At 44.9% G+C, this 15,126-nt stretch carries 12 protein-coding genes and 1 pseudogene; 11 read left to right on the forward strand and 2 right to left on the reverse strand.

What is annotated here, in order from left to right:
• Window positions 1-119 precede the first annotated feature (119 nt).
• The gene (locus BW947_RS06540) at window positions 120-1,031 is read left to right on the forward strand and encodes a LysR family transcriptional regulator (RefSeq protein WP_076497729.1); all 912 of its coding nucleotides are present in this window, start codon (window positions 120-122) and stop codon (window positions 1,029-1,031) included.
• Between the two features lie 149 nt (window positions 1,032-1,180).
• Here BW947_RS06540 and blaOXA read toward each other — a convergent pair.
• Window positions 1,181-2,050, reverse strand: a pseudogene (blaOXA, locus tag BW947_RS06545) (class D beta-lactamase).
• A gap of 248 nt (window positions 2,051-2,298) precedes the next feature.
• Between blaOXA and BW947_RS06550 the strand changes: the two are divergent.
• The 10 genes from BW947_RS06550 (at window position 2,299) to BW947_RS06595 (ending at window position 13,613) form a co-directional block, all read left to right on the forward strand.
• On the forward strand, window positions 2,299-3,456 hold the full coding sequence (locus tag BW947_RS06550; RefSeq protein WP_076497731.1) for a C15 family peptidase: 1,158 nt from the start codon (window positions 2,299-2,301) through the stop codon (window positions 3,454-3,456).
• A 170-nt stretch (window positions 3,457-3,626) separates the two neighbouring features.
• Window positions 3,627-4,277: a SprT family zinc-dependent metalloprotease gene (locus BW947_RS06555; protein ID WP_076497733.1), complete on the forward strand. Its 651-nt coding sequence runs from the start codon at window positions 3,627-3,629 to the stop codon at window positions 4,275-4,277.
• Between the two features lie 129 nt (window positions 4,278-4,406).
• A complete protein-coding gene (gene endA, locus BW947_RS06560; protein WP_076497735.1) occupies window positions 4,407-5,183 on the forward strand; it encodes an endonuclease EndA in 777 nt (258 codons plus the stop codon).
• A gap of 8 nt (window positions 5,184-5,191) precedes the next feature.
• Window positions 5,192-5,923, forward strand: a complete 732-nt coding sequence (gene rsmE, locus BW947_RS06565; protein ID WP_076497738.1) for a 16S rRNA (uracil(1498)-N(3))-methyltransferase — start codon at window positions 5,192-5,194, stop codon at window positions 5,921-5,923.
• 91 nt (window positions 5,924-6,014) lie between these two features.
• Window positions 6,015-6,962 (forward strand): glutathione synthase, encoded by a 948-nt coding sequence (gene gshB / locus BW947_RS06570; RefSeq protein ID WP_076497740.1) that lies wholly within the window; start codon window positions 6,015-6,017, stop codon window positions 6,960-6,962.
• A 94-nt stretch (window positions 6,963-7,056) separates the two neighbouring features.
• Window positions 7,057-8,391, forward strand: coding sequence for an alkaline phosphatase (locus BW947_RS06575; RefSeq protein ID WP_076497742.1), 1,335 nt, complete (start codon window positions 7,057-7,059; stop codon window positions 8,389-8,391).
• 135 nt (window positions 8,392-8,526) lie between these two features.
• A complete protein-coding gene (locus BW947_RS06580) occupies window positions 8,527-9,570 on the forward strand; it encodes a methyltransferase (RefSeq protein ID WP_076497744.1) in 1,044 nt (347 codons plus the stop codon).
• A 464-nt stretch (window positions 9,571-10,034) separates the two neighbouring features.
• Complete coding sequence (locus BW947_RS06585) at window positions 10,035-11,723, forward strand: DUF342 domain-containing protein (RefSeq protein WP_076497746.1); 1,689 nt, start codon at window positions 10,035-10,037, stop codon at window positions 11,721-11,723.
• Window positions 11,724-11,934: 211 nt separating this feature from the next.
• Window positions 11,935-12,312 carry a DUF4144 family protein gene (locus BW947_RS06590; RefSeq protein ID WP_076497748.1) on the forward strand — a complete coding sequence of 126 codons (378 nt, stop codon included), beginning with the start codon at window positions 11,935-11,937 and terminating at the stop codon, window positions 12,310-12,312.
• A 158-nt stretch (window positions 12,313-12,470) separates the two neighbouring features.
• Window positions 12,471-13,613, forward strand: coding sequence for a site-2 protease family protein (locus BW947_RS06595; RefSeq protein WP_076497750.1), 1,143 nt, complete (start codon window positions 12,471-12,473; stop codon window positions 13,611-13,613).
• Window positions 13,614-13,695: 82 nt separating this feature from the next.
• Here the strand turns inward: BW947_RS06595 and BW947_RS06600 are convergent, their stop codons facing one another.
• Window positions 13,696-15,120 carry an efflux transporter outer membrane subunit gene (locus tag BW947_RS06600; protein ID WP_076497752.1) on the reverse strand — a complete coding sequence of 475 codons (1,425 nt, stop codon included), beginning with the start codon at window positions 15,118-15,120 and terminating at the stop codon, window positions 13,696-13,698.
• Window positions 15,121-15,126 lie beyond the last annotated feature (6 nt).

Raw genomic sequence — 15,126 nt, forward strand, 5'->3', positions numbered from 1 at the left:
AAAGATCCTCTGCTTAGCCTCTGAAATTTTTTAGCCAATAAATATAACTTTGTTATCCTGTCAAATGCCATTAAACTGCATAAGACGCTTTGTTCCAAATATGAGACAGTGGGTAAAACATGCCAGATTTAAACGGTATGATGCTATTTGCAGCCGTGGTAAGAGCCAAAGGATTTTCCCAAGCTGCCCGCGAAACCGGCCATCCAAAATCTACCATTAGTCGCAAAATCGCCCAACTTGAAGAACAACTTGGGGTGCGATTATTACAACGCGACACCCGTAATTTGAGTTTAACCCAAGTCGGGGCACTGTTTTATCAACACTGTGATTCTATTCGCAATGAGGTAGAAGCGGCCAAAGCTGTTATCGAGAACACTCACGATGATGTGTCTGGATCATTACGGATTGCGATCCCGGTGTCATTTAGCCAAGAACTGATTGCGAACCTCTGTAGCGGGTTTATGCGTTTATATCCTAATGTGGAATTAGATGTCCAGTTTACCGACAATGATATTGGGTTAGTCGGAGAAGGATATGACATTGCGATCAAGTATGGCCCACTGCAATCCTCTGATCTCGTCGCTAGGTTACTATTTGAACGCCAACCGATTTTAGTCGCAAGCCCAGGTTATTTAAAACTCAAAGGCACGCCCGCTACACCAAAAGAACTCAGTCTACACAATGGTATTTTATTGGGCACGTCTCGTTCGGCACCTATTTGGCCGCTGGGTAAAGGACCACGCAAAACAATGGCTAGCTTTCAACGTAAGGTGCGGGTCAATAGCCCTATCATGGTGAAGCAGTTAGCGGTAGATCACTTTGGTATTGCGATGTTATCTAATTCAGCTTGTAAAACAGAACTTGCCAATGGCTTACTCGTACCGATTTTACAGGAATGGCCAATTGAACCTTTTAAGGTTTACGGGGTTTATTCAAGTAGGCGCCAACTGGCCACTAACATTAGTGTCTTCTTAGATTTTTTCGTCAAACGTTTCAGCAGCCAAGAAAGCCTGCAATCTCTAATGGGCTAATTTTTCTCGTTATGCTGCTAAAAATCTTATTTAAAAGCCCAATAAAAAGCCTAGACGGTTATCTAGGCTTTTAGCGTCAAAATTAGTTTTAGGCCAAGCACGCAACTTAAATTAACTCCGTTATCCTTGGGTGATATATCAAACACTGCTTAAGGAATGACATGCTCCAGTTTGAAGATTTCCTTAGTAATAATCTGGCGTAGTGACAAGCTATCTGCCGCTTGAATATCCATATTCATCGCGAAAAACCATACATTATCATCAAGCTCTACCCAGCCCACCCACCAACCGATACTCGGCTTAGCCCCAACTGCATAACCCGTTTTTGCACGGATAATATAATCACCATTTGCCTCAGTGAGCATAGCCTGCTTAACAATTCGTTGACTGCGTTCTGAGGCGTGTATTTTATGGTGATAAAGCCTGCGCAGAAAATCGATTTGTTCAGTGGCCGAAATCCTTATAGCGCCATCAAGCCAGAAGCTATCTAAATTTCCTGAGATATCCTCATTACCATAATCATAAGAGGCAATCATTTTCGACATACGCGCCTCACCGATTTGGCGAGCAAACTCTTGATATACTGGTACCACTGAATATTTCATCGCAGTAATTAACGTTTAATCCCGATTCCAATAATCGATATCGCGGGTCTTACCATCCCATTTAAAAATCTGATGCTCATCTTTAACGATACCCAAATCAAGCGCAATCAGGCTATTAGGAATTTTAAACGTCGATGCTGGTAAAAAACCTTGATTGGCGCGTTTAAGATTGTTAGTGAATCCTTGCTGCTTATTTTCATTCCACAACAGCACCACACCCTGTGATTTTTGCGGTTGATTTGCTTGTAGCTTAGCGGCTGGCAACCGAGCTTGTTGCGACTCAATTGCGTACTGGGTGAAAATGGCATCCCAACTGCGGGTTTCTTGCCATGCTTTGGCCGTTGTTGATGCAAAAGCCGTTGCACCAAAGATTGGTGATATGAGAAGTACAGCCGATATAACTAACCAACGCATAATATTTCCTTGTAGATAAACCGCAGATAACAAAAAACACTGAAGGCTACCACCTTATATTTCTGTTTTCCCTAGCAAACTGCTGACCAATTGTGGCAAAAAAATGGCTTTGAACAATAAAGAACACTGGGGTTAACTTTCTTCCCCTGTGCATGTAGTGCATACTTTTTGATATAAACGTCCAGCAGCCACAAAAAAGACGTCTCATTTCGCGTGTATGACACAAAATAACGACAGGAAAATCAATTATGTTAAAACCCGTATTCACGATCATTCTTGTTAGCAGCTTAATCAATACCGCCAATGCCGTACAACTGTTAGGTAATGTCGAAACTTCTCGCCTACCGACAGCTGAAAAAAATATTAGCGACGTCGTTAGCCGCTATCAAGCTTTAGATGATGGTTTGGCTCATAAATTAGGCTCGAAAAAAAATGAAGCTGATGCCACTCAATTGGCCGCACGTCAAGGTCACAGATTATGGCAACAGGCGGTACGCGATGTGCAGTCTGGCCATGCTGACGACCGCCCCTTATATTGGGCTCGCCTTGCCATGCTAAATAACCTTAATACCTCCCACGCCAACTTCAAAATGGCCGATTGGCAACAGAGTATATTACTGAGCGCAGTAGAAAAAGCCTCACGGGGCTTTAGTGATATTCAATATGGGAATGATGTTCAAATCAAAATATTCCTTACTGGTTTCGATCCTTTTTTCCTCGATACAGATATCACCCAGAGTAATCCATCCGGTTTAGTCGCTCTTGCCTTAGATGGTTGGCGCTTTGAGGTGAATGGCAAAATAGCGCAAATCGAAACCGCGATGATCCCAGTACGTTTTGAGGATTTTGATCAAGGCCTTATAGAGTCGTTACTGAGTCCAATTTACCGCGACCCTAACACTAAATTGGTGTTTACCGTCAGTATGGGCCGCAGCGATTTTGATATCGAACGCTTCCCTGGCCGTAATCGAAGCGCTGCCGCTTTTGATAACCAAAACGTACTCACCGGCGGCACTAAGACCGCACCAGTTGCGCCTAAGCTCAATGGACAAGATTTTGTTGGCCCCGAGTTTGTTGAGTTTTCTCTGCCCGTTGCAGCGATGCAAGTCGAAGATGGCCAATGGAAAGTCAACGATAACCACACTGTCACCACCCTTGCCCGCGGCGAGTTTAGTGCAACATCATTGAATGAGCTGCAAAACGAAACCTCTGTCGAAGGCTCTGGCGGCGGTTATCTTTCTAATGAAATTTCTTATCGCGCCATAGTGTTGCAGCAAAAGTTCAATAGCCATACGAAAGTCGGCCACATTCATACCCCAAGAGTCAAAGGCTATGATGCCGATACCGAACAAGCCATTGTCGAGCAAGTACGCGCTATGGTGATGCAAGCCGCTGCGAGTTTATAGCAAGGCTGTGCTGGTATGCTTTTAAGTCGTTCGCTATTATACAAGCGCTTAAACGCTAAAGTTCGCTCCCTTTATTTGAATGGGTTTTAAATAACTCAAAATCGAGATAAATAGGTAAAAGTGTAGCGTTACACTTTTACCTTTAACCGATAAGACCCAAGGTTAATTTCATGTTGAAACCTGCTGATTTATTCAATGTCTTACGTCGTGGCGGCAGTAAAGTTCTTACACCACTGGCACCATCAACATTGGCAGCTTTTGCTCTTAATCAACCTCTGCTAGCTAGCAAAACTGATAACACCGCTGTACATTCGCATAGCTTTTCGGGTTCATCACGGCCACTTTCATCACTGCAAATCCAAATACTTGAACGGGTCGAAATCTGTTATCAAGAAGCTGAAATAGCGCTTAAACGCGCTTTCCCACGCCCCATCACACAATTTAGTCTCAGAGGGAAAAGTGCCGGCACGGCACATTTACAACAAAATCGTTTACGATTTAATGCCGTATTACTTCGTGAAAATAGCGAAGCATTTTTAACTGAGGTCGTGCCGCATGAGATTTGTCATTTACTGTGTTTTCAACTTTTTGGCAAAACTAAGCCCCACGGCAAAGAATGGCAATCTTTAATGCTCACTGTATTTAAGGTCAAGCCGAGCACCACCCACAGTTTTAATACCACTTCGGTTGCAAGTAAAGACGTTGAATACCGCTGTGATTGTGGGCCAATTCGCTTGAGCATTCGTCGCCATAACAAGGTGCTACGTGGTGAGAGTCGCTATATTTGCAAACGCTGCAAAGCCCATTTAATCGCGGCATAGCAGACTACGGCATAAAATTTTCACACCTAAGTACGACTCAATTTGCATAAGCAATGGCATTTCCCTTACCATCACGCCATAAAAGACGAGCCAAAGGCTCGCGTAGTGTTGGTTATTTTGGGATAAATTTTGAACAAAACTTTTTTAAGTGCTCATTCGCGGCACATTTTGCTGTGCCTATTGGCTTGGGCCGTACTCTTATCTGCGCCAGTCAAGGCTTCGCCAGCGCACCCAAGCGGTTTCGGTCAAGCGAAAACTAAGTCACAAGCGCTTTATGTTGGCACTCGCCAAGGTGCACTGCCTGCCGTCAGTTTTTACTGTGGCTGCGATATCCAAATCAAAGGCAAATCCTGGAAGCCCGATTTAGCCAGCTGCGGTTATCAAGTACGCAAACAACAAACACGCGCTAATCGTATTGAATGGGAGCATGTTGTGCCCGCATGGGAATTTGGTCATCAACTCCAATGTTGGCAAAAAGGTGGCCGAAAAAACTGTGCTGGCAACAGCAAAGAATTCAATACGATGGAAGCTGACATGCACAATCTAGTGCCCGCGATTGGTGAAGTGAACGGCGATCGCAGTAATTTCCGTTTTAGCCAATGGAATGGTAAAGCTAATCAATATGGCCAATGCGCTATGGTGGTCGACTTTAAGAATCGTCAAGCGCAGCCACCTGCCAAGGCTCGCGGCAAAATAGCCAGAACCTACTTATATATGCAGCATACTTACGGGCTTAAAATTGCGTCCAGTCAATTAAAATTATTTAAGGCATGGGATAAAACCTATCCAGTTGATACTATTGAGTGCAAACGCGATAACGCGATTGCACTCACTCAAGGTAACCATAATCCCTTTGTGCAAAATGCCTGTAATGCGCCGCCACAGCGTCAACAATTAGCCGAGTAAGGTCAACAATGAGAGTCCCAAGAATTTATCAATCTCAGCCATTAGCCATCAACCTATCGTTGAACTTAGACGAAGATGGCGCGGCCCATATCGGTAAAGTATTACGTATGGGTAACGGCGAGCATATCAGTCTGTTTAATGGCGATGGTAATGATTATCTTGCTGAAATTATCGATGCGGGTAAAAAATCAGTAACGGTTAACATTATCTCTGTTGAGGCAAATCTCACCGAGTCGCCGCTTAACCTGCATTTAGGCCAAGTGATTTCCCGTGGTGATCGAATGGAATTTACCATTCAAAAATCAGTAGAGCTTGGCGTTAATACGATTACGCCGCTGTTTTCTGACCGCTGCGGCGTAAAACTTAACGGCGAACGCCTTGAGAAAAAAATTCAGCAATGGCAAAAAATTGTTGTCAGCGCCTGTGAGCAATCGGGCCGTAGCCATGTACCAGAAGTACGCCCGGCGATGGATTTACACGCTTGGTGCAGTGAGCCAACCTCGGCGCTAAAACTTAATCTACACCCACGCGCCGCTCACGGTATCAATGGGTTAGACTTAACTCACACGCGTGTACGCCTATTAATTGGCCCTGAAGGTGGTTTGTCGGCAGAGGAAATCGCCATGACAGAGACTCATCACTTTACCGATGTATTGCTTGGCCCCAGAGTGCTTCGCACCGAAACCGCCTCGCTCACCGCCATTACGGCACTGCAACTCAGATTTGGTGATTTAGGCTAAACCGCAGCTGCAAACTGCGTTGGCATGACAGACTCCATTATCCAACAAATGATTTTTTGCCTGCAAACGGCGACAAATAAGGAACAGATTAATGATAAAACTCGGCATAGTGATGGACCCCATCAGTGAGATCAACATTAAGAAAGACTCCAGTTTTGCCATGTTAATGGCCGCGCAGGACAGAGGTTATCAGCTGTTTTATATGGAAATGGCCGATCTTGCCATGGTCAACGGCGTAGCGATGGCTAATATGCGTCCGTTAACGGTTATCAATGATGCCAGTAAGTGGTATGAGCTAGGCGAAGCAGTGGATACGCCAATGAGCGAACTTGACGTAATCTTAATGCGTAAAGACCCGCCATTTGATACTGAGTTTATCTACGCCACTTACATGCTTGAGCGCGCCGAAGAACAAGGCGTGTTAATCATCAACAAACCGCAAAGCCTACGCGATGCTAACGAAAAGTTATTCACCGCATGGTTTAGCGAATTCACCCCAGAAACGATCGTGACCCGTGATGCCAAGCGTATCCGCGCGTTCCATCAAGCTAAGGGCGATATCATTCTAAAGCCGTTAGATGGTATGGGCGGCACTTCAATTTTCCGCGTCAAGCAGGACGATCCTAACCTTGGGGTGATCATCGAAACCTTGACTAGCTACGGCCAACAATATGCAATGGCACAAGCCTTTATTCCTGAAATCACCCAAGGCGATAAACGCATTTTGGTGGTCGATGGCGAGCCAGTGCCATACGCATTAGCCCGTATCCCAATGAAAGGCGAAACCCGTGGCAACTTAGCCGCCGGCGGTAGCGGTGTGGCGCAGCCTTTATCCGACAGCGATTGGGCGATTGCCCGCACCATTGGCCCTGAGCTTAAAAAACGTGGATTGATTTTTGTCGGTCTAGACGTAATTGGTGACAAACTCACCGAAATTAACGTGACAAGCCCAACGTGTATCCGTGAGATCCAAGCGGCATTTGATGTTGATATTACTGGCATGTTGATGGATGCTATCGAAGCGCGTCTTAAAGCATAAGCACAGCAATAAAATTAAACTAAACAGGTTGTTATCGTTTGTTATGTAAGGCGCTTTACTTAGCCTGCGCCCAGTGACTCTATAGGGATGTGATATGAGTTTTACCAAAGTACCATTCTTGCTACTCGGCGTAAGTTTACTATTTTCGACGCCCTCTTTTGCCAAAGAAGCCGGCGCCGACGAAATAGGCCCAGCCAAAGCGCCTTCGCGCCCCAAAAATATTGTCATCATGATTGGTGATGGTATGGGGCCGTCTTACACTAGCGCCTATCGCTACTACAAAGATAACCCTGACACTGAAGAAGTCGAACAAACTGTATTCGACCGCTTATTAGTAGGTATGGCAAGCACTTATCCCGCCAGCGTCAGTGGTTATGTTACCGATTCGGCTGCCGCGGCAACCGCGCTCGCTACTGGGGTAAAATCCTACAATGGGGCGATTTCAGTCGATACCCAAAAGCAACCGTTGCCCACCATACTCGAAAAAGCCAAAAGTCTTGGTCTGAGTACCGGAGTGGCCGTTACATCACAAATAAACCACGCCACGCCGGCAGCTTTTTTAGCTCACAACGAAAGTCGTAAAAACTACGACGCTTTAGCGCTGAGCTATTTAGACACCAATGCCGATGTGTTTTTAGGCGGTGGCCAAAAGTATTTTTCTCCTGAGCTATTAGAGCAGTTCAAAGCAAAAGGTTATCAACACATCACTCGCTTTGAGGATCTTGCCAGCATCACCCAACCTAAAGTGTTAGGGTTATTTGCGCAGGTGCAATTACCCTGGGTGATTGATGAGAAAGAAGCGAAAAAACTCAGCACCTTAACGCAAAAAGCACTCAGTTTACTGTCGCAAAATGACCAAGGTTTTGTACTGTTAGTTGAAGGTAGCCTAATTGACTGGGCGGGTCACAATAACGATATCGCGGCGGTAATGGGTGAAATGGATGAGTTTTCCAATACCATTGAAGTGGTTGAACAATTTGTGCGTGAAAATCCAGATACCCTCATGGTCATCACAGCCGACCATAACACCGGTGGACTCTCTATCGGCGCACATGGCCAATACAGCTGGAACCCTGAAATTCTGCGCAATATGTCCGCCAGCTCCGACACCTTAGCCTTAGCCGCCATTAACGGTGAGCAATGGCAAGCCGATCTTGCCCGTGGTTTAGGATTCGAGCTTAGCGCAGAAGAGCTGACTGGGGTAGATGTTGCCAGAATGCAAGGTCAAGAAACACTGACAATCGCGATTCGTCACCTGATTGATAAACGTACCAATACCGGTTGGACAACTGACGGCCATACTGGCACCGACGTACAAGTATTTGCCGCAGGCCCGGCATCAGAGCTATTTAACGGTCATCAAGACAATACCGATATCGCCAATAAAGTTTTTAGCTTGCTACCTAAGCCTAAAAAACCTAAGAGTTAAGTTTAAATCGATATTGTTAATCAAAGGCAACCGCATGTCGCTGTTGCCTTTTTTTATTGCCCGCTGCATAGCAACTGGCTCGAGGGTAAATAACGGGTATAATGCCCGTACTTAAGTCTATCGGTGCCTACAACAGTGTTAACCAATCCATCGCAAGTCATTATTCGTAATCAAGACAGCCTAAACCAACATAAGGTATTAGTGCTCAATCATGAAGCCGATCTACTGCCAAAAGCCTTGCTTGATATCGCGGCATCGGTCGATGCGCTCGCCTTGGATTATCACCATCACTTACACTTAGCGCCGTACGCTAACTCCAAACTACGCTGCTATTTCGGCCATGAACTGCCGCACCAAGACCCGCTGATACCAGAAAAATACGACACTGTGATTGTTTATTTCCCCAAGGCGAAACCCCTTGCGCCTTATCTGTTTAACCTCGCCGCCAATCATCTGCTACCTAATGGGCAATTGCTCGTTGTAGGTGAAAATAAGGGCGGTATTAAGTCTTTGGTTAAGTTATTACCAGAATATTTTGCGACTGGGATGAAACTCGATAATGCCCGCCACTGCCTACTATTTAGCAGTAATTTAGAAGGCAGTGCACCGACAATGAAACTCAGTGACTGGGTCAGCCAGTATCAGCTCACCACACCCCAAGGTGAGGTTAACATTTGTAATTTAGTCGGGGTATTTAGCGAGAAACGCTTAGATCTAGGCACTGAATTATTACTATCACACCTACCGACGTTATCGGGCCGAGTGCTCGATTTTGGCTGTGGTGCAGGCGTGATTACTGCAGCACTGCTCAAGGCACAGCCAAGCTTAGCCCTAGAATGTATCGATATTAATGCGATGGCACTGGCCTCTTGCGAGCTAACGTTAGCCGCCAATGGCATGACAGCCAAAGTGTATCCCTCCGATGGACTCGCACAAACCACAGGTAAATTTAACGGGATTATTTCTAATCCACCGTTTCATGATGGCCTCGCCAGTACCACCAGCATAGCGCAGAATTTTGTCAGTGACAGCGCTAAACAATTGCAGCATAAAGGTATTTGGCAAATCGTCGCCAACCGTCATTTACCCTATTCAGATATCATCGCCGCTGAATTTGGCCAATTAAAAGTGGTTGCCGATAACAACAAGTACAAACTGTATTTTTTCCAACAGAAGTAACTTGAACGCCCCAAACGCGCTTAGGCTTTAGCACTAAGCGCGTGGCTACTCTTCGCCTACTTATTTACAACTCAGATTAAAGCCCCGCCAAAGATACACTTTGATAACATTAAAAAATTCAATATTGTGATCTACAACATGCCAATATGTTTTGATAAAAACCAGTGATCACCGCAAAACACTCTTCTTCAGCACAAATACCAACATTAAAACAACAAGATGAAAGTGGATATTTAAAACTTAAAATGAAATATTTTTCATTGAAAAAACAGCAGGTTGCAATATAAAAAACAGCTTCAACTCCCTATAAAACCTCATCCAACATGTTTCACTTAGACCACAACAAACCAAATAGCAACATTTACTCACTTTGCCAGCCAAAGGGCTTCTTTACGTAAAGAGTCTACTGGTATACTCAAGCAGTAATTCAAACAATAATAAAACAAATGGGTAGGAAGCTCTCTATGTTGGATCCTGAACTCCTTGAGTTAAATAGCGATAAGACCAAAGCCGAGTTGCGTTTAATTCCGAATCTCCATGGCCCTGTAACTCACGACGCCATAATGCGCTTGTTATCTTTACCCGAATTGGCCTCTTTATTCCCACTCGAACCCGCCATAACTAAAACCGTCACTAAAATTAACTCCATTTGTAATAAGGATGAGGGTAAGTTTGAACTATTCGCTGTGTTAGCCGAGCGACGTGATGGCGGTATCGCTATCGAAATTTCGCCAGATAAAATGCAGGCTAGCCTTACGCTAACTGCAGCGTGGGGCGGAAAAGAAATCGATCTACCAGCAATCCTCACTTACCTGAAAAAAAATAATGTTTGCATGGGCTTAAGTAAGCTCAAAATTCAAGCGCTACTACAGCAACTCGGCACACTTAAAGCCGGTGAAACTTGCCAAAGTGAAATCGCCCAAGGTAAAGCTGCCGTCAATGGTAAAAATGCTCGATTTGAGCGAAAAGTATTTCTTGCTCGCGAGCGTTTGTTACAGCCGCAAGAACGTGAAGACGGCAGTGTCGATATGCGTAATCTCGGCTCAATGATTATGGTCAAGGCAAACGATGTGCTGATGATCAAACACCCTGTCACCGAAGGCACTCCTGGCTACAATATTAAAGGCGAAGTGCTCAAACAAAAGTCCGGTAAAGACATCGTACTCCAAGCGGGAACAGGTACGGCTTTTCATCCCAAAGATCACAATATACTGATTGCGACGGTGGCGGGCCAACCCGTTGAAACCCGCACAGGAATGAATGTGGATGATGTGTTAGAACTTAAAGATGTCGATATTGGCACTGGCCACATTACGTTTAAGGGCAGTATTCTAATTACCGGCGATGTGCACGAAGGCATGGTTGTAAAAAGCTCAGGTGATATTACCGTAATGGGATTTGTTGATTCGGCAACCTTAGAAGCCGAAGGGGACATTATCGTCAGTAAAGGAGTCATCGGCAGACAAGTAAAAGTGAATGAATTCTCTACCAATCTTTATGCTCAAGGGCAGATCTGCGCTCAATTTGTGCAATATTCCCATTTAGTTGCTAAAGGCAATATCTTAGTCACTAAACAATTGCTACACAGTAATACCAAAACGGCGGGTAGTTTAACGGTGAGCGATCCTAGCGGTCGTCGCGGCGATCTGGTTGGTGGCGTCGCCCATGCTGAAAAAGGTATCACTGCGGTTGTTATAGGTGCAACAGCAGGAACTAAAACCGACCTTTACTGCGCGATGGAACAAGCTGCGCTGAAACAAGATCTTAAGCTGCTCGATGAGAGCGTTCAAGCAATGGTGGTGGCGAGCTTAGATATCACAGCTCGTCTGAATAAGTTACCACCTAAGTCAGAGTGGCAAGGTGATGCCATTATGATTGAACAAATCAAAATGATGCTCGATGAAAAAAATCGAATAATGGATGAGCGCGCCCGTGAAGAGCTTGAATTTGATAATTTAAAGCTAGAAGTTGAAAGTTATTACGAGAAATACCGTATCGATGCACTCAAACATGTATTTCTTAACGTTGAAGTGCATATCGGTCCACTCAATCATCGCACTGCGCGCGAACATGGCACTTGTTGTATTGCCAATGTAAATCAAGAAATCAACTTTGATTATAATGCTAAAGCCGTTGCGCTACCCATGACATAAAATAGCATTATGGCATCGCGTAAGCCTTACCCTGACGGAGAAACCGCCGTTAAGCGCTTGCTAAATAGCCAAGCCACTCTAGCCTCTATCTATCTTCTCCAAGCATGGCATACTGCTCAATAGCAACATTGGCAGCAGTATGTCAAAGCCTCTTCTTCAACCTTCATGCTTGTTACTGCCGCCAATAGGATTAACATCTTAAGGATCTAAAATGACAAGCGTTAATATGTCGAGTATTGAGTGGCCTGCAATTGTAAAGCTCACTCAACATGATGAATTGCTCTACCTTGAACACCAAAGGGATTGGCTCGAATTAGCCTGTCTTTATCAGCACCATTTTATTGAAACGGATCAATTATTAGACTCAAAAAGTCAGCTTTATTTTATCTGTGCCACACCACAGACCATCCATGAAGATCCCGTGAGCGAACTACCTCAATTACTGCGTCAACCACAAATACTCCCGCTTACAGAGTTTATAAAATGGGTGCAAAACCATGCCCAAGCACTAGGCCAATGTTGTGTGGCTAAACTCGCTTTTACCACCGTTACTCAAGGGTTTGAAATCGTCCGTACCCTTGAAGAATAAAGCACACACAATTGGCAAGTCAGCAGCATAATTTACTGCAACGTAACAATATCAACTATTCAGGCGGTGATTAAACGCTGCCAATACGCTAAAATATGGCAATTTCAGGTGTTAACTCAAACAATAACTGATGAGTTAGCACTCAGATATACGAACAAATGGAACCGAAATTGGAACTACTTAAGATTGACTGTTTAGGTAAACAACTGCGCTTAGAAGGCTCGCTCGCAGGTTGGCAACAACTCTTCTGGGATAACAACTTAGTCTCACAAAAAGCCGCAGCAGTCGATAATGGCGGCCTCAAAGTGCATGTCTTTGAACTGACACACCATAGCAGTATTCCAGTCCTCGAAGGCGGCGAACAGGCTAATGCTATCGCAGCAACGACAATACAAATGCGCCTTGAAATCGATCTCGTTTGGCAACCTTTTCGCCTCGATTATTGCTTACTTCAAGACGATAAAGTCATCGCACAAGGCCAACGTACCGAAAAAGATATCGAACGCCAAACCCCTGAAACACCTATCGTTAAACAGCAAAAACTTAGCATGGTGGGGTTAGCGTCTCTCGGTTTTAAACTGCTAAAAAGTGCTAAGGTCATCAAGGTCGTATTAGCCGGCGCCAGTATTGCAGCCTACTCTTGGCTATTTTCATTCCAGTTTGCTCTGGCACTTATCGCCTGTTTAGTATTTCACGAATACGGACATATCCGTGCAATGAAATATTTCGGCATGAAAACTAAAGGCATTTACCTTATCCCCTTTATGGGCGGACTTGCGCTCTCAGATGAAAAAATTAACACCCGCTGGCAAGATGTAGTGATATCCATCATGGGGCCGACCTTTGGTCTATTGATGTCGATAGCCTCGCTCATCGCTTACCACGCGACAGACAATGTATTTTTTGCTGGCCTTGCCGCCTTCAACGCCCTGCTTAACCTGTTTAATTTATTGCCGATTTTACCCTTAGACGGCGGCCATATTTTGAAGAGTATTAGCTTTTCAATGAACAGTATTATGGGCTTAGTCGCCAGTGCTGCAGGCGCAGCTTTTGGCGTATATATCAGCTATACCTTGGGCTTAGCATTATTAGGATTTTTACTATTAATCGGTAGCTTAGAAATTATCTTTGAGTGGCGCACTCGCCACCAAAGCCATCTGTTACCGTTAGACAGATATGGACAAATATTCTCAATTATTTGGTACTTACTTACTGTCGGCGCCTTGATTGCCATTATCTGGCACTTAGCGAGTTCAGGCGATGACATGCTCAGCCTACCACTACAAATATTACGTAGCTAATAGAGTTAACAACGTCTAATTGAACGATTCAAAAAGTAAAAACCGCTATTAATAGCGGTTTTTTGTTTTTCGGTATAAACGGTTATTCCTGCATTAAAGGAGGGGCGATATCGCTACCGCCAAGCGCTTGATAAAGCGTGGCTTGTACCGTGAATTGGTTGTAGCGGTTTTCAAGTAAAGCCGCCTCAGCGCTGCGGCGTTTCTCTTGCGCGTCAATCCAATTTTGAATTCCAATCGCGCCGTAACGATACTGGCTAGCATAAATGGCTTCAACCTCAGCGGCAGCCGTAAACTGCTGCATGAGTTTATCACCTTGATAAGCAAATTGCTGCTTTGCTGAAATCGCATTATCGACATCTTTAAAAGCGGAATAGAGTGTCTTGCGATAATTCACTACCGCAGTTTGATAATCGATATCTGCAATATCGTTATTGATCTGCATTTGATTCCACTGCAAAAAAGGTAACACTAAGCCTGCGCCTAAACTGCCAATGGGGTTACGTAGTAATTCCTTTAACTCAGAGGTCGATTCACCAACACTGCCGGTTAAACTGAGGCTTGGAAAGTAACTCGCATAGGTGGCATCTTTACTCGCTAAGGCTGAACGCAATTGATACAAACTCGCTTTAACATCGGGACGGCGCACTAATAAATCAGCAGGAACGCCAACGCTAATCTCAGGCACCGCTGTTTCGGGGAGTTGCGTTATCTCAAGCCCATTCTCCCCCGATACTTCATCAAGCCCTGGCGCCTTACCCAATAAAATAGCAAGGGCATTTTGTGTTTCAGTTAATTGCTGCACTAGCTGACTGTGAGCCGCCTCTTGCCCTGCAAGGCTGCGCTTTGATTCAAGCACATCCAATTGAGTGACGGCGCCAGAATCATACTGCCGCTGAGTTAATGCGAGAGTTTGTTGACTGTACTCTATGCTTTTTTTGCTCAAATCCACTCGTTGATGTAAATAGCCTAACTGCCAGTAAAGAGATGCGGTGGTTGCAACTAGGCTTTGGGCGGTACTTTCTCTATCTTCGGCACTGGCCAAAGCCGCCCATTGAGCTTGGTCGATATTAGCCGAAACCTTACCCCATAAATCGACTTCATAACTCACCGATAAATTGGCTTGATAACTTTTTGTCGCATCGCCACCATCAAGGGGTTGGTTGCGTGAAGCGCTCAGATTTGAAGATAGCTGCGGATATAAATCATCCCGCGTTAACCCCGCCTGTAAGCGGGCTTTTTGCAGTGTTAGCGTGGCAAGCGTTAAGTCATTATTGGTGCTTAATACTTGAGTGATTAGCTTATCAAGCTCTGGCTGATGGAACTGCTGCCACCAAGGGTCAAGCTTCACTTGCTCGTTCACAGTAATATTTTGCCAATGGGCAGGCATCGCCAGTGCGGGCGGCTCAAAATCTGAGCGCATAAAACTACCGCAGCCGCCAAGCACTATCCCAACCGCAATCGCTGCAGCGCAAAGAGTCAGTTTTCGATTAAAGATTTTATGTTCCATGGTGTT

Origin of the sequence: Shewanella morhuae (assembly GCF_900156405.1) — a bacterium.
Lineage (GTDB): Bacteria > Pseudomonadota > Gammaproteobacteria > Enterobacterales > Shewanellaceae > Shewanella > Shewanella morhuae.